General features: G+C 61.4%; 19 protein-coding genes. 11 read left to right on the forward strand and 8 right to left on the reverse strand.

From position 1 onward, the window contains the following. Positions 1-3: 3 nt before the first annotated feature. Positions 4-456 carry a GatB/YqeY domain-containing protein gene (locus GR197_RS22165; protein WP_164013447.1) on the reverse strand — a complete coding sequence of 151 codons (453 nt, stop codon included), beginning with the start codon at positions 454-456 and terminating at the stop codon, positions 4-6. 273 nt (positions 457-729) lie between these two features. Between GR197_RS22165 and carA the strand changes: the two genes are divergently transcribed. Further along, complete coding sequence (gene carA, locus GR197_RS22170) at positions 730-1,935, forward strand: glutamine-hydrolyzing carbamoyl-phosphate synthase small subunit (RefSeq protein WP_164013717.1); 1,206 nt, start codon at positions 730-732, stop codon at positions 1,933-1,935. Between the two features lie 283 nt (positions 1,936-2,218). Then, positions 2,219-2,539 (forward strand): antibiotic biosynthesis monooxygenase family protein, encoded by a 321-nt coding sequence (locus GR197_RS22175; RefSeq protein WP_164013449.1) that lies wholly within the window; start codon positions 2,219-2,221, stop codon positions 2,537-2,539. 17 nt (positions 2,540-2,556) lie between these two features. On the opposite strand, the gene GR197_RS22180 is transcribed toward GR197_RS22175, so the two are convergent. Together GR197_RS22180 and GR197_RS22185 are read right to left on the reverse strand one after the other, a co-directional pair. Further along, positions 2,557-3,960, reverse strand: a complete 1,404-nt coding sequence (locus GR197_RS22180) for an MATE family efflux transporter (protein ID WP_164013451.1) — start codon at positions 3,958-3,960, stop codon at positions 2,557-2,559. A 142-nt stretch (positions 3,961-4,102) separates the two neighbouring features. Further along, positions 4,103-5,347: a TCR/Tet family MFS transporter gene (locus tag GR197_RS22185; RefSeq protein ID WP_164013453.1), complete on the reverse strand. Its 1,245-nt coding sequence runs from the start codon at positions 5,345-5,347 to the stop codon at positions 4,103-4,105. 336 nt (positions 5,348-5,683) lie between these two features. Between GR197_RS22185 and GR197_RS22190 the strand changes: the two genes are divergently transcribed. Then, positions 5,684-6,670, forward strand: coding sequence for an aldo/keto reductase (locus GR197_RS22190; RefSeq protein ID WP_164013455.1), 987 nt, complete (start codon positions 5,684-5,686; stop codon positions 6,668-6,670). Between the two features lie 52 nt (positions 6,671-6,722). Here GR197_RS22190 and ypfJ read toward each other — a convergent pair whose 3' ends face one another. Then, positions 6,723-7,643 carry a KPN_02809 family neutral zinc metallopeptidase gene (ypfJ, locus tag GR197_RS22195; RefSeq protein WP_164013457.1) on the reverse strand — a complete coding sequence of 307 codons (921 nt, stop codon included), beginning with the start codon at positions 7,641-7,643 and terminating at the stop codon, positions 6,723-6,725. 284 nt (positions 7,644-7,927) lie between these two features. Here ypfJ and carB point away from each other — a divergent pair, with 284 nt between their 5' ends. Further along, positions 7,928-11,416 (forward strand): carbamoyl-phosphate synthase large subunit, encoded by a 3,489-nt coding sequence (gene carB, locus GR197_RS22200; protein ID WP_164013469.1) that lies wholly within the window; start codon positions 7,928-7,930, stop codon positions 11,414-11,416. Positions 11,417-11,514: 98 nt separating this feature from the next. Here the strand turns inward: carB and GR197_RS22205 are convergent, their stop codons facing one another. Both GR197_RS22205 and GR197_RS22210 read right to left on the reverse strand, forming a co-directional pair. Next, entirely contained in the window at positions 11,515-12,969 is a 1,455-nt protein-coding gene (locus GR197_RS22205; RefSeq protein ID WP_164013471.1) for a UdgX family uracil-DNA binding protein, read from the reverse strand. After that, on the reverse strand, positions 12,969-14,201 hold the full coding sequence (locus GR197_RS22210) for a putative DNA modification/repair radical SAM protein (protein ID WP_164013473.1): 1,233 nt from the start codon (positions 14,199-14,201) through the stop codon (positions 12,969-12,971). The genes GR197_RS22205 and GR197_RS22210 overlap by 1 nt, the downstream gene beginning before the upstream one ends. Positions 14,202-14,454: 253 nt before the next feature. Between GR197_RS22210 and greA the strand changes: the two genes are divergently transcribed. Together greA and GR197_RS22220 are read left to right on the forward strand one after the other, a co-directional pair. After that, positions 14,455-14,931, forward strand: a complete 477-nt coding sequence (greA, locus tag GR197_RS22215) for a transcription elongation factor GreA (protein ID WP_164013475.1) — start codon at positions 14,455-14,457, stop codon at positions 14,929-14,931. Positions 14,932-14,958: 27 nt separating this feature from the next. Continuing rightward, positions 14,959-16,014 carry a glycosyltransferase gene (locus GR197_RS22220; protein ID WP_164013477.1) on the forward strand — a complete coding sequence of 352 codons (1,056 nt, stop codon included), beginning with the start codon at positions 14,959-14,961 and terminating at the stop codon, positions 16,012-16,014. Between the two features lie 222 nt (positions 16,015-16,236). Here GR197_RS22220 and GR197_RS22225 read toward each other — a convergent pair whose 3' ends face one another. Then, positions 16,237-17,571 carry a dicarboxylate/amino acid:cation symporter gene (locus GR197_RS22225; RefSeq protein WP_164013479.1) on the reverse strand — a complete coding sequence of 445 codons (1,335 nt, stop codon included), beginning with the start codon at positions 17,569-17,571 and terminating at the stop codon, positions 16,237-16,239. A gap of 222 nt (positions 17,572-17,793) precedes the next feature. On the opposite strand from GR197_RS22225, the gene GR197_RS22230 reads away from it, so the two are divergent. Continuing rightward, a complete protein-coding gene (locus tag GR197_RS22230) occupies positions 17,794-19,668 on the forward strand; it encodes an ATP-binding protein (RefSeq protein WP_164013481.1) in 1,875 nt (624 codons plus the stop codon). A 4-nt stretch (positions 19,669-19,672) separates the two neighbouring features. After that, the gene (locus GR197_RS22235) at positions 19,673-21,019 is read left to right on the forward strand and encodes a sigma-54-dependent transcriptional regulator (RefSeq protein WP_164013483.1); all 1,347 of its coding nucleotides are present in this window, start codon (positions 19,673-19,675) and stop codon (positions 21,017-21,019) included. Between the two features lie 6 nt (positions 21,020-21,025). On the opposite strand, the gene GR197_RS22240 is transcribed toward GR197_RS22235, so the two are convergent. Further along, complete coding sequence (locus GR197_RS22240; RefSeq protein ID WP_164013485.1) at positions 21,026-21,493, reverse strand: Lrp/AsnC family transcriptional regulator; 468 nt, start codon at positions 21,491-21,493, stop codon at positions 21,026-21,028. Between the two features lie 231 nt (positions 21,494-21,724). Here GR197_RS22240 and trxB point away from each other — a divergent pair, with 231 nt between their 5' ends. The 3 genes from trxB (at position 21,725) to GR197_RS22255 (ending at position 24,576) form a co-directional block, all read left to right on the forward strand. After that, on the forward strand, positions 21,725-22,699 hold the full coding sequence (gene trxB, locus GR197_RS22245) for a thioredoxin-disulfide reductase (RefSeq protein ID WP_164013487.1): 975 nt from the start codon (positions 21,725-21,727) through the stop codon (positions 22,697-22,699). Positions 22,700-22,721: 22 nt separating this feature from the next. After that, the gene (locus GR197_RS22250) at positions 22,722-23,618 is read left to right on the forward strand and encodes a LysR family transcriptional regulator VtlR (RefSeq protein ID WP_003593139.1); all 897 of its coding nucleotides are present in this window, start codon (positions 22,722-22,724) and stop codon (positions 23,616-23,618) included. Between the two features lie 664 nt (positions 23,619-24,282). Next, on the forward strand, positions 24,283-24,576 hold the full coding sequence (locus tag GR197_RS22255; RefSeq protein WP_164013490.1) for an ArsR/SmtB family transcription factor: 294 nt from the start codon (positions 24,283-24,285) through the stop codon (positions 24,574-24,576).

Here is a 24,576-nt window from a genome sequence, read left to right on the forward strand (position 1 = left end):
GGATCAGCTCAACAATTCCTTGACGGTCGCCGACGCTTTGGCGAAATCCATCTGGCCGGCATACCGCTCCTTCAGCGCCGCCATCACCTTGCCCATGTCCTTGGCGCCCACGGCACCCGTCTCGGCGATAATTGCCGAGACATTGGCGCGCACCTCACCGTCCGAAAGCTGCTTCGGCATGAAATCCTGGATGACGATGATTTCGGCGCGCTCCTTGGCGGCAAGCTCCGGCCGGGAATTCTCCTCGTAGATCTTTGCCGATTCGTCGCGCTGCTTCACCATCTTGGCGAGGATCTGCAGGATCTCGTCGTCGCTCGCCTGCTCCTTGCCGGTGCCGCGATTGGCGATATCGCGGTCCTTGACCGCGGCCTGAATCAGCCGGACGGTGGAAAGCCGCTCCGCATTCTTGGCCTTCATCGCCTCTTTCAGCTGGGTGGCGAGTTGATCGCGCAGCATGGTCTTCACTCCTGTTTTGATGCCGCTTCATAAACCACGCTGATGCGGCGGATCAAATAAATTGCGCGGTCGACGCGATAAAGCGCAGGAAAACGGCGGCAATCTCGGCTACAAAGATTGACGCTAAGCGATTGCGTGGCTATTTACCGCCACCTGCACCAAAATTCGTGATCAGGCCTGAAGCGGGCGGCATTGCCGTGTCCACACGCCTGCGAGATCAAATGGCGACGAGCCGCGGCAACGCGCGCACCGACCGCCGGAAACGGGATGAAGATGACCGCGACAGCACCCTGGACAATCGAAAAGCCGACCGCCCTGCTCGTTCTTGCCGACGGCACGGTCATCGAAGGCAAGGGCATCGGCGCCACCGGCAAGGTGCCGGCCGAAGTGGTCTTCAACACGGCGCTGACCGGCTATGAGGAAATCCTGACGGACCCCTCCTATCTCGGCCAGATCGTTACCTTCACCTTTCCGCATATCGGCAATATCGGCACCAATGAGGAAGACATCGAGGATCTGACGCCTGCCGCCCGCCACGGCGCCGTCGGCGTCATCTTCAAAGCTGACATCACCGACCCCTCGAACTACCGCGCTGCCAGGCACCTCGACCAATGGCTGAAGGCGCGCGGCGTCATCGGCCTCTGCGGCATCGATACACGCGCGTTGACCGCCTGGATCCGCGAGAACGGCGCCCCGAACGCGGTGATCGCCCACGATCCGAACGGCGTCTTCGACATCGAGACGCTGAAAGCCGAAGCCAAAGCCTGGAGCGGCCTCGAAGGTCTCGACCTCGCCAAGATCGCATCGTCGGGCCAGTCCTCGCAATGGACGGAAACGCCGTGGGTCTGGAACGAAGGTTACGGCCAACTCGGTCCAGCAGACGCCAAATACCACGTCGTCTGCCTCGACTACGGCGTCAAGCGCAACATCCTGCGCCTGTTTGCCGGTCTCGACTGCAAGGTGACCGTCGTGCCGGCGGCAACGAGCGCCGAAGACGTGCTCGCCATGCAGCCGGACGGCATCTTTCTGTCCAACGGCCCGGGAGATCCGGCGGCAACCGGCGAATATGCGGTGCCTGTGATCAAGACACTTGTTAAGACCGATATCCCGGTCTTCGGCATCTGCCTCGGACATCAGATGCTCGGTCTTGCCCTCGGCGCCAAGACCGAGAAGATGCATCAGGGCCATCACGGCGCCAACCATCCCGTCAAGGATCATACCACCGGCAAGGTCGAGATCGTCTCGATGAACCATGGCTTCGCGGTCGACTCGAAATCACTGCCCGATGGTGTTGAAGAGACTCACATTTCGCTTTTCGACGGCACCAATTGTGGCTTGCGCGTCCTCGGCAAGCAGGTCTTCTCCGTCCAGCACCATCCGGAAGCTTCTCCCGGCCCGCAGGACAGCCACTATCTCTTCCGCCGCTTCATCAACATGGTGCGCGAGAAGAAGGGCGAACCGGCACTCGCCGAACGTTGATTTCATACCGCCCCCATTTCAGATGAAGGCTCGCCTACAAGCGAGCCTTTAACGTATTGGCAAACCTCACTCCTCGTCATCCTCGGCCTTGTGCCGAGGATCTGCTGCCATATCGACTGGAGGCAGATGCTCGGGACAAGCCCGAGCATGACGAAAGAGGAGTTGGCCCGCTTATCAGAAGTGGTTCGCCCAGCGGGCCTTTTTCTTTGCTCTGCATGTTGACCTCAGCTTAACTTGAGGAATTACAAAGCTCCTTGCAAACTTCTGATGCAGGAGAAAATGGATGAGCGGAGCTTTCTTTCGTGTCGATAAATTCGTCGTGCCGGCTGCGGCGCGCGAGGAATTTCTCGTCAATGTGATGATGACCCACAAACTGCTGGAGGCACAGGACGGCTTCATCGATCACAAGGTGCTGGAACAGGTCGCCGGTCCCGGCGAGTTCAACTTCGTGACCATTGCCCAATGGGAAAGCGCCGATGTCGTCGAGCGTGTGCGGGCAGCCGTCGCAGCCGCCCACAAGGCCGCCAATTTCGACCCGCAGCAAATGTTTGCGCGTCTCGGCATTCGCGCCGACATGGCGAGCTACAAGCCTGTCGCGGCTTGAGGATAAGGACGGCCGGCTCAGACGCCGGCCATCGCTCCTTCCCGGCGAAGCAGAAGATAGAACCGCCAGCAGAGCATGACGGCAGCGGCCGCCAGCCCGACGAGGAAGCCGAACCAGATACCGATGCCGCCGAAGCCGAGCGGGAAGGCAAAGGCCCAGGCAAGGAAGAAGCCGATCGGCCAATAGGCAATCAACGCCATGATCATCGGCACCCGTGCGTCCTTGAGGCCGCGCAGCAATCCGTTGGCGATCACCTGCAGGCCGTCGACCAGTTGGAAAAGCCCGGCAACGACGATCAGCGGTCCGGCATAGGCAAGCACCTGGGGCGCCTCCGGCGCGTTGACGTCGAGGAACCAGCTGCCGAGGAATTGCGGCATGGTGGCGAAGAGCACCGAGCCCACTGCCGAAATGGCGCAGGCAAGGATGAGCACCATGATCGAAGCGCGTACAACCCCCCGGTGATCGCCCTGCCCGTGGGCGACGCCGACACGCACGGTCGCCGCCTGGCTGAGGCCAAGCGGGATCATGAAGGCGATCGAGGCCCATTGCAGGGCTATGCCATGGGCGGCAAGCTCGATGGTGCCGATATAGCCCATCAGCAGCGAGGCCACGGTGAACAGGCTGACTTCGGCAAGGATGGTCACGCTGATCGGCAAACCAAGTCGGATGACCTCCAGCAAAGCATGCCAGTCGGGCTTCCAGAACCGCACGAAGATCTCGTAGCGCCGCGTCTCTTCCCGCCGCTGCACAAAAGCCAGGATGAAGAGGAAACCGGCAGTCTGGACGACGACCGAAACGATCGCCGCGCCCTCGAGCCCCATCGCCGGAAAGCCGAAATGGCCAAGCACGAGGGCGTAGGCGAAGATCGCATTCATCACCAGCGTGACGATGGTGACGTTGAGGATGATGCCCGCCTTGCCGATGGCGCTGACCAGCGCCCGCATGACGTTGAAGAGCAGCGCCGGCAGCAGGCCGAACTGGCCGATCATGATGTAGCCATGAGCGAGCTTTGCCACCTCGGGCTTTTGCTGTGCGAAGAGAAGGATCCGCTCCGAATTGAAGAAGGCCGGCTGCATGACGACCCAGTATGCGATCACCACCCACAGACCCATGCGCAACGCCCGGCGGACCGAGACGACGTCACCGCGTCCATAGGCTTGCGCCACCATCGGAATGACGGCGATGGCAAAGCCCGAACCGAAGATCAGGATCGTGAACAGGAACTGCGCCGAAAGCACCATCGCCGCCAGATGTTCGGCGCCAAGACGACCGACGATCATCACGTCGGTGGTGTTGATGCCGAGCTGGGCAAGCTGCGCACCGATCAGTGGAATGCCGAGCGCCAGCGTTGCACGGAAATGTGCGCCCCAACGATTATCGGTTGCCGGCGCAAGCCTGCGCGCGTCGATCGGCGTGTCCATGACACCAGTCCTGTGATTGAAATATGCGCCACCGCAACTTGCGGCGAAATATCCTCCGGGCTTAGATCAAAGTCGCGCAAAGAACTACCCCAAACCAGGCAGATGATGAAAAATTCATCATCGCATCATCATTTCTGATCGATCAACCCGCCGCTTCCAGCGCCTCGGCCGGCTTACGGACCCGGACCCGTACGAGAAACACGCCGGCGGCCACCAGGATGAACAGGGCGGCGGTCAGATAGGGCGCGCCGGCAAAGGTGACGGGCGCCTCCGGCCGGGTGAAATAGCTGAACAACTGCGTGAAGATCAGCGGCCCGAGGATGGTGGTGATGCTGCTGAGGCTGGTCAGCGCACCTTGCAGCTCGCCTTGCGCCGAGGGAGGCACCTTGCCGGCGGCGATACTGCGCAGTGGCGGATCGGCGACGTTTTCCATGACGGTCGCGACGATGACGACATAGACCACCCAGCCTTCCCAGGCAAAAGCATAGCCGGTGAGCCCGACGGCCGAAAAACAGAGGCCGAGCAGAGCCGTCTTCCACTCGCCGAGCACCGGCACGATCCGCGGCAGAACCAGCCCCATGACCAGCGCCGCGCCGATGCCGTAAATGCCGAGCGACAGGCCGATCTGTCCCTCGCTCCAGCCGTAGCGATAGGTCGAGACGAACGACCAGACCGAGGGATAGACGGCATGCGCCAGGAAGAACAGGAACATCACGAGGCTGACCCAGCCGATGCCGGGATAATGGCGCATCTGCCTCAACGCGCCGAGCGGATTGGCGCGTTTCCACTCGAAGCGGCGGCGATTCCTAGCCTCCAGCGTTTCCGGCAGCAGGAAGCAGGCGGCGATGAAATTGACCAGCGAAAGTGCCGCCGCGCCGAGGAACGGCACACGCGGACCGAATTCGCCGAGCACGCCGCCGATGACCGGACCGATCGTAAAGCCGACGCCGAAGGCGATGCCGATCAGCCCGAAATTCTTTGCCCGGTTCTGCTCCGTACTGATATCGGCGATATAGGCTGAGCAGGTGGCGAAACTGCCGCCGCTGATGCCGGCAAGCACGCGGCCGACGAACAGCATCCAGAAGCTGGTGGCGATGCCGCAGATGAAATTGTCGATCGCAAAAGTCAGCACCGACAGCAGAAGGATCGGCCGGCGGCCGAACCGGTCGGACAGGTTTCCGAGCAGCGGCGCGAACAGGAATTGCATGCCGGCATAGACGAGCATCAGCCAGCCGCCGTCGATCGCCGCATCGCTGACGCCGCCGCCGGTCAACTGCTCCAGGTAGGCGGGCAGCACCGGCATGATGATGGCAATGCCGATAATGTCGAGGAAAAGGATGATGAAGACCAGAAAAAGGCCGCGACGGACGAATTTGGGGTCAAGCATGAGGCATCTCTACAGCGGTTGGTTCTGAAAAGACGATCTCGTCGCCGAGAAAGTGACATAGCGCAGAAAAGAAAACGAAACAATCCGTGAACATTTCAAAGTTTTTGATAATTCTGACCGGGAAATTTGTGAACCGCCTCAACCGTTGGGCGCGGCAACGTGATCATTGGCTCCCTTGCAATCGCATTGACGACGTCCAGATCATTCGGGGAATGAACATTCATTGTGCGCCCCTCCGCACGGCCCGTTCGAGACCATCCGGATTATCGCGCTGGGGCGAAGGCTGTAAGAACGGCATCCGGCAGCGCCGCTCGGGCGCGGATTAGGGAGAAGACAATGCTGACCTATCGTTTGGGAAAGACTGGACCCGATGTCTCGGCCATCGGCCTCGGCTGCATGGGCATGTACGGTCCCTCAGACCGCGGCGAAAGCATCGCGACGATCCATGCAGCGCTCGATGCCGGCATCAACCTGCTGGACACCGGCGATTTTTACGGCATGGGCCATAACGAGATGCTGATCGGCGAGGCACTGAAGGGCCGCAGGCGCGAGGATGCCGTCATCAGTGTCAAGTTCGGGGCCTTGCGCGATCCCGCAGGCGGTTGGAACGGCGTAGACGCCCGGCCGGTCGCGGTGAAGAACTTCCTCGCTTACACGCTGCAGCGCCTCGGCGTCGGATATATCGACATCTTCCGCCCGGCCCGGCTCGATCCGAACGTGCCGATCGAGGACACGGTCGGCGCCATCGCCGATATGGTCAAGGCGGGTTATGTCAGGCACATCGGCCTGTCGGAAGTCGGCGCCGACACCATCCGCCGCGCCGCTGCCGTCGCTCCGATCGTCGACCTGCAGATCGAATATTCATTGATCTCGCGTGGCATCGAGGAGAATATCCTGCCGACGACACGTGAACTCGGCATCTCGATCACCGCCTATGGCGTACTCTCGCGCGGCCTGATCAGCGGCCATTGGCAAAAGGGCCAAGCTGCGACGGCCGGCGATTTCCGCGCTCACAGCCCACGCTTCCAGGAGGGCAACATTGAGCAAAACCTCGCTTTGGTGGAAAAGCTGCGTGAGATTGCAGAGGTAAAAAGCGTCTCGGTCGCCCAAATCGCCATCGCCTGGGTCGCCGCCAAAGGCAAGGATATCGTCCCGATCATCGGCGCCCGCCGCCGCGACCGGCTGACCGAGGCGCTCGGCTCGCGCGCGGTCGACCTATCGGCAGAAGATTTCGCCGCGATCGAACGGGCCGTGCCGAAGGATGCGGCTGCCGGCGGGCGTTATCCGGAGCATATGCTGCAGCATATGGACAGTGAGAGGTGAGCGGGTGGAATCGGGACTAAGATCACTGCCCGACCCTGTTGCCCCCTCACCCTCAAACTGGCCCCGAGAACGTATCGCAAGCCGACAGCTGGCCGCTGTCGAAGCCGCGCTTGAACCATCTGACGCGCTGCGCCGAGGTGCCGTGGTTGAAACTTTCGGGCACAACATAACCCTGCGACCGTTTCTGCAGGGTATCGTCGCCGATCTGCTGGGCGGCGTTCAGCGCCTCCTCCAGGTCGCCTGACTCCAGCAGTCCTTTCTGCTGGGTGTATTTGCCCCAGATGCCGGCGAAGCAATCGGCCTGCAGCTCGACGCGCACTGACATCTTGTTGGCCTCCTCCTCGCTCATGCGCTGGCGGGCCTGGTTGAACTTCGGCAGGATACCGAGCAGGTTCTGCACGTGATGGCCGACCTCGTGGGCGACGACATAGGCCTCGGCGAAATCGCCCGACGCGCCGAAACGGTTGGAGAGTTCCTGGAAGAAATCCGTGTCGAGATAGAGCTTGTGGTCACCGGGGCAGTAGAACGGCCCGGTTGCCGCCGATGCGGAGCCGCAGGCCGATGCGGTCGAGCCGGAAAACAGCACGAGGCGCGGCTCCTCGTACGTCTGGCCTTGCGCCTGGAAGATGCCCGTCCAGGTATCCTCGGTTTCGGCAAGGACGGTACGCATGAAGGCGGTCATCTCATCGTTGGCAGGCGTGCGTGCTCCTCCGGACTGGCTCTGCTCGTAGCCGGGACCGCTCGTTGTGCCGCCGTTATCGAGCACCTGCATCAGATCGATGCCCATTGCCTTGAAGATAAAATAGATGACGACGAGGAAGATGATCGTGCCGATGCTCAAGCCGCCGCCGGCGCGGCGAACGCCGCCGCCAGAGGGAAAGTTGAAGCCACCGCCGCGGCCGAAACCGCCGCTGCTCGGGTCGCCGCGGCGATCTTCGATATTGTCGGACTGACGCCGGCCTCTCCATTCCATCTTCGTTCTCCCCGGCAATGCCCGTGATTGCACCTAAGGAATCTATATATCCGTCGACGGCTGGAATTCCAGCAAGTTCATCAGGGGCTGGTGGTCGTGCCTGACGAAAATAGTCTTCCGCGCGGCGTTGGATTCCTGTCGATTCCGCGATTTATGGGGTTCCGTTTGCAAATACATTTGCCTATAAGCCGCTTCTAGCCTGAAAAGACCATCAATGCGCGACCCGACCCGGTGATCTCCCACCCTGGCCGGCTTTTTGCGCAGCCAGACAATGGATATCGCCCATGCCGAAGCGCCAAGACATCAAATCGATCCTCATCATCGGCGCGGGACCGATCGTCATTGGCCAGGCTTGCGAATTCGACTATTCCGGCACCCAGGCCTGCAAAGCGCTGAAGGAGGAAGGCTACCGCGTCATCCTCGTCAACTCCAACCCGGCGACGATCATGACCGATCCGGGCCTTGCCGACGCCACCTATGTCGAGCCGATCACCCCAGAGGTGGTCGCCAAGATCATTGCCAAGGAGCGCCCCGATGCACTGCTGCCGACCATGGGCGGCCAGACGGCGCTGAATACCGCGCTTTCGCTAAAGCGCATGGGCGTGCTCGACCGCTACAATGTCGAGATGATCGGCGCCAAGCCCGCCGCCATCGACATGGCCGAGGACCGCGCGCTGTTTCGCGAGGCGATGGCCCGTATCGGGCTTGAAACGCCGCGCTCGATGCTGGCGAACGCCACCGACATCAAGGACCTCGACCGCAAGACGCACGAGGCCGAGCGCAACAAGCTGCGCGACAGTCTCTCCGGATCCGATCTCGACAAGGCACTGGACGAACTGGAGAACCAGTGGAATCTCGGCGAGAGCGATCGCAAGCAGCGTTACATCAGCCACGCCATGGCGATCGCCGCCCAGGCGATCGACCATGTCGGCCTGCCCGCCATCATCCGCCCCTCCTTCACCATGGGCGGCACCGGCGGCGGCATCGCCTACAACCGCTCGGAATTCTTCGAGATCGTCGGCGGTGGCCTCGACGCCTCGCCGACCACCGAAGTGCTGGTCGAGGAATCGGTGCTCGGCTGGAAGGAGTATGAAATGGAAGTCGTCCGCGACAAGGCGGACAATTGCATCATCATCTGCTCCATCGAAAACATCGACCCGATGGGCGTCCACACCGGCGATTCGATCACCGTCGCGCCGGCGCTGACGCTGACCGACAAAGAATTCCAGATCATGCGCAACGCCTCGATCGCGGTGCTACGCGAGATCGGCGTCGAGACCGGCGGCTCGAACGTCCAGTTCGCCGTCAATCCGAAAGACGGCCGCCTCGTCGTCATCGAGATGAACCCGCGCGTCTCGCGTTCGTCGGCGCTGGCCTCCAAGGCCACGGGCTTCCCGATCGCCAAGGTCGCCGCCAAGCTCGCCATCGGTTATACGCTCGACGAGTTGGACAACGACATCACCGGCGGCGCAACGCCCGCCTCCTTCGAACCGTCGATCGACTACGTCGTCACCAAGATCCCGCGTTTCGCCTTCGAGAAATTCCCCGGTGCCTCGCCGGTGCTGACGACCGCGATGAAGTCGGTCGGCGAAGTCATGGCGATCGGCCGCACCTTCGCCGAATCGCTGCAGAAGGCGCTGCGCGGCCTCGAAACCGGCCTGACCGGCCTCGACGAGATCGAAATCCCCGACTCCGAGGAAGGCGAATCCAGCCACAACGCCATCCGCGCGGCCATCGGCACGCCGACCCCGGATCGACTGCGCATGGTCGCCCAGGCGCTGCGCATGGGGCTCAGCATCGAGGAGGTGCATGAGGGCTGCAAGATCGATCCGTGGTTCATCGCTGAACTCAAGAACATCGTCGACATGGAAGCCCGCATTCGCGAGCACGGCTTGCCGGAAGATGCCGCCAACCTGCGCATGCTGAAGGCGATGGGCTTTTCCGACGCGCGTCTGGCGACGCTGTCCGGCAAGCGCCCCAAGCAGGTCGCCGAATTCCGCAACAGCTTGAACGTCCGCCCGGTCTTCAAGCGCATCGACACCTGTGCCGCCGAATTTGCCTCGCCGACCGCCTACATGTATTCGACCTATGAGACGCCCTTCGTCGGCGCCGCCCGCTCCGAGGCTGACGTGTCCGACGGCAAGAAGGTCGTCATCCTCGGCGGCGGCCCGAACCGCATCGGCCAGGGCATCGAGTTCGACTATTGCTGCTGCCATGCCGCCTTCGCGCTGAAGGATGCGGGTTATGAAGCGATCATGATCAACTGCAACCCGGAAACCGTCTCGACCGACTACGACACCTCCGACCGCCTCTATTTCGAACCGCTGACGGCCGAGGACGTGATCGAGATCCTGCGGGCCGAGCAGGAAAAGGGCGAAGTTGTTGGTGTCATCGTCCAGTTCGGCGGCCAGACGCCGCTGAAGCTGGCCGAGGCGCTTGAGAAGAACGGCATCCCGATCCTCGGCACCGCGCCCGACATGATCGACCTTGCCGAGGACCGCGACCGCTTCCAGAAGCTTTTGATGAAGCTCGACCTCAACCAGCCGAACAACGGCATCGCTTATTCGGTCGAGCAGGCCCGCCTGGTCGCCGCCGAAATCGGCTTCCCGCTGGTCGTGCGCCCTTCCTACGTGCTCGGTGGCCGCGCCATGCAGATCCTGCATTCGGAAAGTCAGCTGCAGACCTACCTGCTCGACACGGTTCCGGAACTGGTGCCCGAGGATATCAAGCAGCGTTATCCCAACGACAAGACCGGCCAGATCAACACCCTTCTCGGCAAGAACCCGCTGCTCTTCGACAGCTATCTCTCTCATGCCATCGAAGTCGACGTCGACTGCCTCTCCGACGGCACCGACGTCTATGTCGCCGGCATCATGGAGCATATCGAGGAAGCCGGCATCCATTCCGGCGACAGCGCCTGCTCGCTGCCACCGCGCACGCTCTCCCCCGAAATGCTTGATGAGTTGGAACGCCAGGCGAAGGCGATGGCCAAGGCGCTCAATGTCGTCGGCCTGATGAACGTCCAATTCGCTATCAAGGACGGCATCGTCTACGTTCTCGAAGTCAATCCGCGCGCCTCGCGCACCGTGCCCTTCGTCGCCAAGACCATCGGCGCGCCGATCGCCAAGATCGCCGCCCGCGTCATGGCCGGCGAAAAACTCGATGCAACCTTTGCCGCCTACGGCGAAAAGCCCGATCCGCGCAAGCTCACCCACATCGCCGTCAAGGAAGCCGTCTTCCCCTTCGCCCGTTTCCCTGGCGTCGACACGCTGCTCGGCCCGGAAATGCGCTCGACCGGCGAAGTCATCGGCCTCGACACCGATTTTGCGCTGGCCTTCGCCAAATCGCAGCTCGGCGCCAGCGTCGAGCTGCCGCGTGACGGCACGGTTTTCGTCTCCGTGCGCGACGAGGACAAGCCGCGCGTGCTGCCGGCGATCCGCATTCTCGTCGAACAGGGCTTCAAGGTGCTGGCAACCGGCGGCACCGCCCGCTTCCTCGGCGAAAACGGCATCACCGCCACCAAGATCAACAAGGTGCTGGAAGGCCGCCCGCATATCGAGGACGCGATCCGCAACCGTCAGGTCCAGCTCGTCATCAACACCACCGACGGCAACAAGGCGATCTCGGACTCGAAGTCGCTGCGCCGCGCGACGCTGATGCAGAAGGTGCCCTATTACACCACCATGGCAGGCGCCGAAGCCGCCGCCCAGGCGATCAAGGCACTGAAGGCCGGCAATCTCGAAGTGCGGCCGCTGCAGAGCTACTTCGGCTGAGATAGAGCAATTCCAGGTTTTGCGTCCGGAATTGCGTAAAAACAAAGAGACAGCGCCGTCGCTCGATGAGCGGTGGCGCCATCTCAAGCGGAATCAATTTATCCGGCGGACGCCATAAGCCGCTGAATCTGCAGCATATCGTTGTGAAAGCGCACCATCTCCTCCGCTTTCAATCGCTCGTCGGGGATGCGCAGCAGATAGGAGGGGTGCACCGTCACGAAGAGCGTGCGTCCTCCTTCGATTGCCATCGCCTGTCCCCTGACGTCCTGCAGGCGCTCTTTCACATCCGTCAGCGCCGCAAGCGCGGTCGCCCCCATGGCAACGATCAGCTTCGGCTTGACGAGCGCTAGTTCCAGATCCAGCCACCAGCGGCAGTGCTTTACCTCGCCCATATTCGGCTTCTGGTGGATACGGCGCTTGCCGCGCGGCTCATATTTGAAATGCTTGACGGCATTGGTGACGTAGAGCGTCGAGCGGTCGATGCCGACTTCCGCGATCACCTGGTCGAGGAGCCGGCCGGCCGGACCGACGAAGGGACGTCCCGCTATATCCTCCTGGTCTCCAGGCTGCTCGCCGACGAACATCACCTCTGCGTCGCGCGGCCCCTCCCCGAAGACGGTCTGCGTCGCCTTGGCATGAAGTGGGCAGCGGGTGCAGACGGCAGCTTCGGCGCGCAACGCTTCCAGCGTGCCGGCCGGCGCCTCGGGTTCGGCGGGGATATTGCGCGCCGCGTCCTGCAGGCGGTCGTGAAAGGGCAACGATTGCGTCGCCTCGCGCGCGGCCATGGCGCGCACCTTGCTCTCTGCCGAGGCGATCAGCCCGGGGATGAGGTCCGCCTCCGGCAGGTTCTTCCAATATTTCTTCGGCATCTCCGCCTGCATCGCCTTCAGCTTCAACCGCGCCGGATTGAAGATGCTGGCATAGTAGGTGCGCCAGAGTTCGTCGGTGGCATCGGTGAGATTGGGCTTCTCGCAGGGCGCATCGCTCATCGTCAGCCGCTCGCCGTCCCAGCCGGCCGACCCCTTGGGCGTGGCGATCAGCCAATCCATGTCGGTGAAACGGCGCTGGAAGAAGGGCGCCGTGCGCCTGACGATATGGTGGTCGGGCTCAAACCAGGCGAGGAATTTTCGACGGTCTGCCGTTGCGGCACCAACCTCCTTGAAGCGAACGAAAGCGGTCATCTTATGCGCGTCGCGCCGAACGTTTTTCGCCATCAGTTGGGCTTGCACAACGTCCTCGTCGGAAGCGACTTCCAGCAATTGCCGGTCCAGTTGCAGTCGCCAGAGCAGCCGGTAGAGCAGCGAGAACCGTGCCGGATCGGAATGGCAGAGAACCGTTTCCGCCAGCTCGATAAAGGCCGGCGGTACCGTCATCGGTTTGCGTGTTATCGCCGGTGTCGGCGGCATGGCGTCGCGTTGAAATGCGAGATCCGGCTCTGCGGTTTTTTCCCGCCAGTCGATCTCCTCAGGCAATATGCCGGCAGCCGCGAAGGCACGCGCGGCATCGCGCCATTCGGCAAGCTCGCCCCGTCCTGCAAGCACGACCCGGCGCATCACAGCAACGACAATTGTTCGGGTTTCGGCTCGAACATGGCGCGAAGGTCCGGCCGGTCGATCAGCCGGCGCGGCGACCAGCCTTCCGCCGAGATGAAGGATTGGACCTTCTTGATCGAAACGCCGAGCCGCGACAGATCGTCGAGCCGCAGCCGGCGAAAGCGGCGTGCCGAAACGATCGCTTTGACGGTCTTGGTCCCGAGACCCGGCACACGCAGCAACCGCTCGCGCTCGGCCCGGTTGATATCGACGGGAAAATCGGCGCGGTTGGCGAGCGCCCAGGCAAGTTTGGGGTCGAGGTTCAGATCGAGCATGCCGCCCGCCTGGTTGGCGGTGATCTCATCGATGCCGAAACCATAGAATCGATAGAGCCAGTCGGCCTGATAGAGCCGGTGTTCGCGCATCAGCGGCGGTTTGATCAGCGGCAGGTTTTTCGACGAATCCGGGATCGGGCTGAAGGCGGAGTAATAGACACGCTTCAGGCCGTAGCTGCTGTAAAGCCGGCCGCTGGTCGCCAGGATCGTCGCATCATTCGCTCCATCGGCGCCAACGATCATCTGCGTGCTCTGGCCGGCCGGCACAAAGCGCTGACGCTTCTTTGTCTGCAGCGTCGGTTCGCCGGCGGCTTCGATTTTCAGCCTGAGATCGCCCATCGATCGGCGGATATTGGCGGGTTTCTTTTCCGGCGCAAAGCGGCTGATGCCATTATCCGTCGGCAACTCGATATTGAGCGACAGCCGGTCGGCAAAAAGCCCCGCCTCCTCGATCAGACGCGGCGATGCTTCGGGGATTGATTTCAAATGGATATAGCCGCGAAAATTATGCGTCACACGCAGTTCGCGGACGATGCGGACCATCTCTTCCATCGTATAGTCGGACGAACGAATAATGCCCGAGGAAAGAAACAGGCCTTCGATATAGTTGCGGCGGTAGAATTCCAGCGTCAGCCAGATGACCTCCTCGGGCGTGAAGCGCGCCCGTTCGACGTTGCTCGACGAGCGATTTAGGCAATAGGCGCAGTCGTAGACGCAGAAGTTGGTGAGCAATATTTTGAGAAGCGAAATGCATCGCCCATCCGGGGCATAGGCATGACAGATTCCGGCACCCTCGGTCGAGCCAAGCCCGCCGCTCGCCGCCGAATCGCGTTTCACCGTGCCGCTGGAGGCGCAGGAAGCATCATATTTCGCGGCGTCGGAAAGGATGGCCAAGCGTTCTGTTAGCGACTTCTTCATTAGTATGTTCACTATATGTTCTAAAGACTGAAGTCAATCGCGGTGGTCCGATCTTTTGCCGGTTTTTGCGGCGGGCGACCCGCCGTCGCGGCGGCTCGCATTTCGTTTATCCGAATTTTCTGGAAATCGGCCTTGGCGATCTGCTATAAGCACTTAACTAGGATTGTGGCACGGTTCCGAAGCTCCCCTTCGGGACCTGTTTTCTTTTGTGTCGCGCCTAACTGCGTGGATACAAGGAGTGAAGGACAGAAAAATGGTTGAAAAGGTACCAATGACACCGGGTGGTTTCGTCAAGCTGCAGGAAGAACTGCGCTGGCGTCAGCAGGAGGAGCGTCCTCGAATCATCGAGGCGATCGCCGAAGCCCGTGCCCATGGCGACCTTTCCGAAAACGCCGAATATCACGCCGCCAAGGAAGCCCAGAGCCACAATGAAGGCCGCATCAGCGAGCTGGAAGACTTGACGGCGCGCGCCGAGGTCATCGACCTGACGAAGATGTCGGGCGACAAGATCAAGTTCGGCGCCAAGGTGAAACTCGTCGACGAAGACACCGAAGAAGAAAAGACCTACCAGATCGTTGGCGACCAGGAAGCCGACGTCAAGGCCGGCCGCATCTCAATCTCCTCGCCGATCGCCCGTGCGCTGATCGGCAAGGAAGTCGGCGATTCCATCGAGGTCAATGCGCCGGGCGGCGCCAAGGCTTACGAAATCCTCCAGGTTTCCTGGGGCTGATTGCCCGCCAGATACGAGACCCCTCCCGTGCCGGACATTCGTGACGTCGAGATCATCGCGCCCAATTTCAAGCGCCGGCTCTCCGGCGTCACCTCGACCATCGTCCAGCTCATCCCCTGCCAGATCCGGCTCGGTATCAAGATCGCAACTCTCGGTCCCGGCCTGCCGGAGGGCCTGCCGAAACTGAAGTGGCGGCAGCTCCTCGGCCTCTGGGGCCAGCCGGCGCGCCGGCGCCAGCGCGTCTGGCACGCCCGCCGCAACAATGAGATGGCCGTCGGCATCCTGCTTCGCTATCTCCTGCGCATGCCGCTGAAGCTGCTCTTCACCTCGGCCGCCCAACGCCGCCACACCGCCTATACGAAATGGCTGATCCGCCGCATGGACGCTGTTATCGCGACCAGCGACCGTTCCGGCTCGTTCCTTGAGGTGCCGCACACGGTCATCCAGCACGGCGTCGACCTTGCCCTGTTCCATCCGCCGGAAACGGCAGACGATGGCATCGCCGCCACCCGCCTGCCCGGCCGCCATCTGGTCGGCTGTTTCGGCCGCGTTCGCCATCAGAAGGGCACCGATCTTTTCGTCCGGGCAATGATCGAACTCCTGCCGCAACACCCGGAATGGACGGCTGTCGTCTCCGGCCGGGTGACGGCCGAGCACACCGCCTTCGCAGACAAGCTCAAGGCGGATGTCGCCGCCGCCGGCCTCAGCGACCGCATCCTCTTCCTCGGCGAAGTGCCCGATATCAAGGTCTGGTATCGCCGCCTGACGCTGTACGTTGCCCCTTCCCGCAACGAGGGCTTCGGCCTGACGCCGCTCGAAGCCATGGCCTCGCGCACGGCCGTGGTGGCATCGGACGCCGGCGCCTATGCCGAACTCATCGCCGAAGGTGAGACCGGCTCGGTGGTGGCTGCCGGCAACAGTGAAGCACTGACGCGGGCGATCGCCCCCTATATCGCCGATCCCAGTCTGGCAATCGCGCATGGCGAGAATGCACTGCGCCATGTCAGAGCGAATTTTGCGCTGGAGAAGGAAGCAAACGCGATCGGCGCTGTTTACACCAGCCTTCTCGGCGACAATCGCTGAAGAGTAAAGCGAAATGGCTCGCTGGGTAACTGGCCGCCAACCCCTCTTCGTCATGCTCGGGCTTGTCCCGAGCATCTGCCTCCGTTCGATAGGGCAGCAGATCCTCGGCACAAGGCCGAGGATGACGCCGAACGAGTAGAGAACGAGATCAACCAACAAGCAAACGGCCCGTCGGATGACGGGCCGTTGCACATATCCAAGAATGACGAACAGGCCGGCCTGTTATTCCGCCGGCTGAAGCCCGGCAACCGAAGTCGCCTCTTCGGTCTGACCGCCCAAGGCTCTGGCAAGCTGTGCGGTATCCAGCTCGTTTTCCCAACGCGCCACGACGATCGTCGCCACGGCATTGCCGACGAGGTTGGTCAGCGCCCGGCATTCCGACATGAAGCGGTCGATGCCGAGGATGAGCGCCATGCCGGCGACCGGCACGGAGGGCACGACGGAAAGCGTGGCGGCAAGCGTGATGAAGCCGGCGCCGGTGATACCAGCCGCACCCTTCGAGCTCAGCATCGCGACCAGCAGCAGCAGGATCTGGTCACCCCAGGAGAGATTGATGCCGGTTGCCTGAGCAATGAACAGGGCCGCCAGCGTCATATAGATGTTGGTGCCATCGAGATTGAAGGAATAGCCTGTGGGGATGACGAGACCGACGACCGAGCGCTTGCAGCCGGCCTTTTCCATCTTGTTCATCAGCCCCGGAAGTGCGGCCTCCGAAGACGAGGTGCCGAGAACCAGCAGCAGCTCTTCCTTGATGTAGCGCAGCAGCGCCAGGATCGAGAAGCCGTTATAGCGAGCGACGGCGCCGAGAACGACGAGAACGAAGAGCAGCGAGGTGAGGTAGAAAGTGCCGATCAGCATGGCGAGATTGGCGATCGATCCGATGCCGTATTTGCCGATGGTGAAGGCCATGGCGCCGAAAGCACCGATCGGGGCAGCCTTCATCAGGATGGCGACGAGCTTGAAGACCGGCGCCGTCAGGGCGTTGAGGAAATTGACGACCTGCTCGCCCTTTTCGCCGACCATAGCCAGCGCGATGCCGAAGAGCACCGAGAAGAACAGCACCTGCAGAATGTCGCCATCGGCAAAGGCGCCGACGATCGTCGTCGGAATGATATTGGTCAGGAAGCCGACGATGCTCTGCTCATGCGCCTTCGAAGCGTAGGTGGCGACGGCGGTGGGATCCAGCGACGCCGGATCGATATTCATGCCGGCGCCGGGCTGGACGACGTTGGCGACGATCATGCCGATAACGAGCGCCAAGGTCGAGAAGGTCAGGAAGTACAGCATCGCCTTGCCGGCGACGCGGCCGACCTTCTTCAGGTCGCTCATGCCGGCAATGCCGGTCGCCACCGTCAGGAAGATGACCGGGGCGATGATCATCTTGACGAGCTTGATGAAGGCATCGCCGAGCGGCTTCAGCTGCGCGCCGAGTTCGGGATAGAAATGGCCGAGAAGGATACCCGCGGCGATAGCAGCGAGAACCTGAACGTAGAGATGGGAATAAAAGGGCTTTTTGCCCCTGCTGTCTGCGACTGCATCGAATGGTGCTGCGATCATGATATCCTCCTATGGCTCGTCCGGAACGAACTCCGGCCTCCCGAGCCTTCGCTTCAATCCAACAGCTCAGCCGTTGTTGCCATCTCCTTCGCAATCACCGTGCCAGTTTTGGGCATATGAACTAAGCTTCTGATTTTATAATATAAAAATTTCGGGGGCCTCGGCGCGCTCATGGATGAATGCGGAAATCCGCACAAATCCATTTGCATCTAGTGCAGAAAGATGCACAAATCCGCCATGTCCTTGTCCGTCTCGCAAAGGCTGTGGCCTGCCCTGTCCCTTCAGCACCGTATCCGTCGGATGTGGTGGGCCTATACGGTGATTGCGCTTGTCGCCGCCGCCCTCGGCCTATGGGCAAGCGGCGAGATCGGCCGACACCATGCCGAGGCTGCCCTCGAAGAACAGGCCCGCATGGATGCGAGGCTGAATGCGGCTTTGCTGCGCACCGTTCTTGAAAAATACCGGGCGCTACCCTTCGTGCTGTCGCAGGATACGGCACTCGCCGCAGCCCTTGCGGGAAACGATGCCGGCACCTTCGAGCGGCTCAGCCAGAAGCTGGAGACGCTGGCGGCGGGTACGAAGGCTGCGGTCATCTATGTCATCGACAAGGACGGCATTGCGGTTGCGGCCAGCAACTGGCGCGAACCGACGAGCTTCGTCGGCAATGATTACCGCTTCCGGGAGTATTTTCGAGGCGCGGCAGAAAGAGGACAGGCCGAGCACTTCGCGCTCGGCACCGTCAGCAAGAAACCGGGTCTCTATATCTCCCAGCGGATTTCGAGCAGCAATGGCCTGCTGGGTGTCGTTGTGGTCAAGGTCGAATTCGACGACGTCGAGGCGGATTGGAATGCCTCGAACACCCCGTCCTACGTCGTTGACGAACGCGGCATTGTTCTGATCACCAGTATTCCATCATGGCGGTTCATGACGATCGGCCGGATCGCCGAAGACCGGTTGACCGCGATCCGCGAAAGCCTTCAATTCGGCGCTGCACCGCTTCAGCCCCTGCCGCTGGATTTCGTCCGCAACCTCGGCGACGGCCTTGATGTCGTTGAGATCGTCATGCCCGGCGATGCCGGAAAAACCAGGTTTCTCGATGTCGGGATGCCGGTTCCGGCAACCGGCTGGCAGTTGCAGCATCTCGTGGCGCTAGGGCCATCCATCGATGCGGGCATTCGAGAAGCCCGCATGCTGGCCTTGCTGATACTCTTGCCGCTGCTGGCAGGCGGTGCCTTCCTGCTGCGCCGCCGTCAGACGGTCACCCTCAGGATCTTGAGCGAACAGCAGGCGCGAGAGGAGTTGGAACGGCGCGTCGCCGAGCGGACCCTGGATCTCAGCCAGGCGCGCGATCGGCTGCAGGCTGAAATCATCGGCCACAAGAGCACCGAGCAGAAGCTGCAAGCGGTGCAGCAGGATCTGGTGCAGGCCAACCGGCTGGCGATCCTCGGTCAGGTGGCCGCCGGCGTCGCCCATGAGATCAACCAGCCGGTCGCGACCATCCGTGCCTATGCCGATAATGCCCGCACCTTTCTCGACCGCGGCCAGACGGCGCCGGCCGGCGAAAATCTCGAAAGCATCGCGGCACTGACGGAGCGTATCGGCTCGATCACCGAGGAGCTGAAGAGTTTTGCCCGCAAGGGTCGCGGCAGCGCCGAGCCCACAGGATTGAAGGATGTGATCGAGGGCGCGGTGATGCTGTTGCGCAGCCGGTTTGCCGGCCGCATGGATACGCTCGATATCGACCTGCCGCCGGCCGAACTGCGGGTCATGGGCAATAGGATCCGCCTCGAACAGGTGCTGATCAATCTGCTTCAGAACGCGCTGGAAGCAGTGGCGCCGAAGGCCGACGCGGCGCGCGTGGAGGTCAGGACGTCAAGCGAAGGGGACATGGTGATGCTGACGGTCGCCGATAACGGCCCCGGTATTCCGCCCGATATCCGCAAGGGCCTGTTCACGCCGTTCAACACCTCGAAGGAAAGCGGTCTCGGCCTGGGGCTGGTCATCTCCAAGGATATTGTCGGCGATTACGGCGGCCGGATGGAGGTCGTCAGCGACAGCAGTGGAACCCGGTTCATCGTTCATCTGAAGAAGGCTTGAGCTCATGGCCACACTGATGCCCGTTGCTCTGATCGACGACGACAAGGATCTGCGCCGCGCCACCGCCCAGACGCTCGAACTCGCCGGATTCTCGGTTTTCTCCTATGAGGGAGCGAAGGCCGCGCTTGCCGACCTTTCAGCCGACTTTGCCGGCCCCATCGTCACCGATATCCGCATGCCGGAGATCGACGGGCTGCAACTCTTCGCCACGCTGCAGACTATGGATGTCGACCTGCCGGTGATCCTGATGACCGGGCACGGCGATATTCCGATGGCGGTTCAGGCAATCCAGGACGGTGCCTATGACTTCATCGCCAAGCCCTTCGCAGCCGATCGGCTCGTCCAAAGCGTGCGTCGCGCCAGCGAGAAGCGGCGGCTTATCCTGGAAAACCGCATGCTGCGCAAAGCGGCCGAAGACGCGCAGGAGAATTCGCCGCTGATCGGCCAGACGCCGGTCATGGAAAATCTGCGGAAGATCCTTCGCCATATCGCCGATACCGATGTCGACGTGCTCGTTGCCGGCGAAACCGGTAGCGGCAAGGAAGTAGTCGCCCAGATCCTGCATCAGTGGAGCCACCGCCGGAAGGGCAATTTCGTGGCGCTGAACTGCGGCGCCCTGCCCGAAACCGTCATCGAAAGCGAGTTGTTCGGCCACGAGGCCGGCGCCTTTACCGGCGCCCAAAAGCGCCGCACCGGCCGCATCGAACATGCAGGCGGCGGCACGCTTTTCCTCGACGAGATCGAGAGCATGCCTGTTGCCACGCAGGTCAAGATGCTAAGGGTGCTGGAAATGCGCGAGATCACGCCGCTTGGCACCAACGAGGTGCGCCCGGTCGATCTGCGCGTCGTCGCGGCTGCCAAGATCGACCTCGGGGATCCCGATGTGCGAGGGGATTTTCGCGAGGATCTCTATTACCGGCTGAATGTCGTGACGATCTCTATTCCGCCGCTGCGAGAACGTCGCGACGACATTCCGTTGCTGTTTTCCCACTTCGCCGCCCGTGCCGCGGAACGCTTTCGCCGCGATGTCCCGCCGCTTTCAGAGACAGTGCGGCGCCATCTTGCCGCGCATGCATGGCCGGGCAATGTCCGCGAACTCTCGCATTATGCCGAACGTGTCGTGCTGGGCGTCGAAGGCGGCGGAGCTGCACTGGTCCCTGCCCAGCCGACTGGCGGCACGCTGCCCGAACGGCTGGAACGCTACGAGGCGGAAATAATCCGCGACGCGCTCACGGCCAATGACGGTGACGTGCGCAGCACCATCCAGGCACTCGGCATTCCGAGAAAGACGTTTTACGACAAGCTCCAGCGCCACGGCATCAACCGCGGCGGCTATTCCGCGCGCAAATAAGAGGCTTTAGACTTCGACCAATCCCAGCTTCTTCACCTGCCGGATCGTCAGCATGGTGCGCACCGTATCGACATGTTCGTTCGCCGTCAGCACCTCGATGACGAAATCCTGGAAGCGCGTGAGGTTCTCGGCCACGCAATGCAGCAGGAAATCGCTGTCGCCCGAGACCATCCAGGCCTGGCGTACCAGCGGCCATTCGGTGGTGGCGGCGGCGAAGGCCTTGAGATTGCCTTCCGACTGGTGCTTGAGCCCAACCATGCAAAAAGCGACGAGGTCGAAGCCGAGCCGCGGGCTGTTCAGCATCGCGTGGTAACCCTCGATGATGCCCGCTTCCTCGAGCTTGCGCACCCGGCGCAGGCATGGCGGTGCCGAGATGCCGACGCGATCGGCAAGCTCCACATTGGTCATGCGGCCGTCGGCCTGCAACTCCCGGAGGATCTTTATGTCGATGACGTCGAGTTCGGCGCGACCCACATCATTGCCTTTCTTTAATTCTCCGCGGGGAGCTTCTATATAAAGCGGCGGAATACGCAAGAATGTTTCACGCCAGTGACGGATTCTTGCACATCCGGGCGATTTGCCTTGTTGGTAACGCAAGGCTGCCCTTGAATAAAAGCATTGGACGTTCATAAATGGCGCAGGGACCGCGAAACGGCCGCAATCGCCACTTAGCCGCCGCCCTCCCGCCAGTCGAAAGGAAATGACATGCCCGCCCGCCATACCAAGGTGCTCATCATCGGTTCCGGACCCGCAGGCTATACCGCCGCGGTCTATGCCGCGCGCGCCATGCTGAAGCCGGTTTTGATCGCCGGTCTCGAACAGGGCGGCCAGCTGATGATCACCACCGATGTGGAGAATTATCCGGGCTTTGCCGATCCGATCCAGGGTCCCTGGCTGATGGAACAGATGCTGCAGCAGGCAAAACATGTCGGCGCCGAGATCATCAACGACGTCGTGACCGAAGTCGACATGAACCAGCGCCCCTTCGTCGCCCGCACCGACAGCGGCCAGGTCTGGACTGCCGATACGCTGATCATTGCCACCGGCGCCAAGGCCAAGTGGCTCGGCATCGAGAGCGAGCAGCATTTCCAGGGCTTCGGCGTTTCGGCCTGCGCCACCTGCGACGGTTTCTTCTATCGCAACAAGGATGTGATCGTGGTCGGCGGCGGCAACAGCGCCGTCGAGGAAGCGCTTTATCTCTCCAACATCGCCAAATCGGTGACATTGGTCCACCGCCGCGACTTCTTCCGGGCCGAAAAGATCCTGCAGGAACGCCTGTTCTCCAAGGAGAACGTCAAGGTATTGTGGAACACCGAAGTGGCCGAAATCACCGGCACGCCGGCCAAGCCGCCGATGCCGCAATCCGTTTCGGGCGCGCGGCTGCGTGACGTCAGGACCGGCGCGATCACCGAGATGGTCGTCGACGGCGTCTTCGTTGCCATTGGCCATGCGCCGGCAACCGAGCTCTTCAAGGACAAATTGAAGCTGAAGGACAATGGTTATCTCTGGACCGCGCCGGATTCGACTGCGACGAGCCTGGAGGGGGTCTATGCCGCCGGCGACGTGACCGACGATACATTCCGCCAGGCGATCACTGCCGCCGGGCTGGGGTGCATGGCAGCGCTTGAAGCCGAGCGATACCTGACGGGCCACATGCCTGTCGCTGTGGCCGCGGAGTAAGATCGGCATGAGGGGTGGGGGAATGCCATTGGATTGGGACAAGCTGCGTATTTTTCACGCAGCTGCCGAGGCGGGTTCGTTCACGCACGCGGCGGACAAACTGCATCTGTCCCAATCCGCCATCAGCCGCCAGGTCAGCGCGCTGGAGCAGGATGTCGGCACAAAGCTGTTTCATCGCCATGCACGCGGCCTGATCCTGACGGAACAGGGTGAGCTGCTGTACCGCACTGCCCATGACGTGCTGCTGAAGCTCGAAACGGTGAAGATGCAGCTTACCGAGACCAATGAGACGCCGTCCGGCAAGCTGCGCGTCACCACGACGGTCGGCCTCGGCCAGGGCTGGCTGACCGACAAGATCCAGGAATTCCTGCAGCTCTATCCCGATGTGCAGATCCAGCTGATCCTCGACAACGAGGAAGTGGATGTGAACATGCGCCATGCCGACTGCGCGATCCGCCTGCGCCAGCCGCAGCAATCCGACCTCATCCAGCGCAAACTCTTCACCGTGCACATGCACGTCTATGCGGCCCCCTCCTACATCAATCGCCATGGCGAGCCGCAGAAGATCGAGGATCTCGACAATCACCGCATCATCACTTTCGGTGAGCCGGCACCGAGTTACCTGCTCGACGTCAACTGGCTGGAGGTCGCCGGCCGCTCGTCAGACAACAAGCGTATCCCGCATCTGCAGATCAACAGCCAGACCTCGATCAAGCGCGCCGCCCTGCTCGGCATCGGCGTCGCCTGCCTGCCGGACTACATCGTCGGCCGCGACCCGGGCCTGATTCAGCTGGCGATCAATGCCGACGTTCCCTCCTTCGACACCTATTTTTGCTATCCCGATGAGATCAAGAACGCCGCCAAGCTGAAAGCTTTTCGCGATTTCATCGTCAGCAAGGCCAGAAACTGGAACTTCTAGAGCATGATGCCGAAAAGTGTGCGCGGTTTTCGGTCGACCTCATGCTCAGCTCTTTTGATTTAGATTCGGATGTTTTTAGGCCGGACCGGCCTTAAATCACCCGGATCTAGACCAGATTTATAGAATGATTTCCATACTATGCGGTATGCGCATAACTGGCATGCACAAATAAGGGTTGCCGTTTGCACATTAAACCACCATATCGCTCATAGCCGATGCACATGGTGGCTTTTCCTCCCAGTTCCACCGCATTAGCTGTTCCCCTCTGGAGGTTTTTGACCTTCACACTTATAAAGGGCCCTGGTTTTCCAGTGGCCCTCTTTTTTTGCCTTGCTTCCTCGGGAAATGCCGCACCGCAAAAAAATTGTGCGGCGCATAGCAGATATGCACAAAAAAAGCATTGAAACCTGCCTAAGGAAGCACCATATCCCTTTCAGCTGATGCATCTTGTGGTTTCTCTCCCAGTACCACCGCATTAGCTGTTCCCCTCTGGAGGTTTTTGACCTTCACAATTATAAGGGCCCTGGTTTTCCGGTGGCCCTCTTTTTTTGCCCAAAATTTACCCAATCCATAAAACTCGCGGCCTCACGCCTCCGTGATTTGCATATCGACGTCTAACGATCGATATATCGATAGAACACGATTTATAGTTCGGTGAATGACGATGGACAAAGACGAGATCATCAAGGCGCTCGCCCATCCGACGCGGATGGAAATTCTGAACTGGCTGAAAAATCCAGAGCAACATTTCCCCTCGCAGGAGCATCCCCTCGAAATGGGCGTCTGCGCCAGCCAGTTCGAGCGCTGCGGCCTGTCGCAGTCGACGGTCTCGGCCCATTTGGGAACGTTGCATCGCGCCGGCCTCGTCAGCACCAAACGCGTCGGTCAGTGGATCTTCTACAAACGCAACGAAGAAACGATCGCCGCCTTCCTCAAGCAACTGACGCAGGACCTTTAA

Source organism: Rhizobium phaseoli, assembly GCF_010668805.1.
GTDB classification, from domain to species: domain Bacteria; phylum Pseudomonadota; class Alphaproteobacteria; order Rhizobiales; family Rhizobiaceae; genus Rhizobium; species Rhizobium phaseoli_A.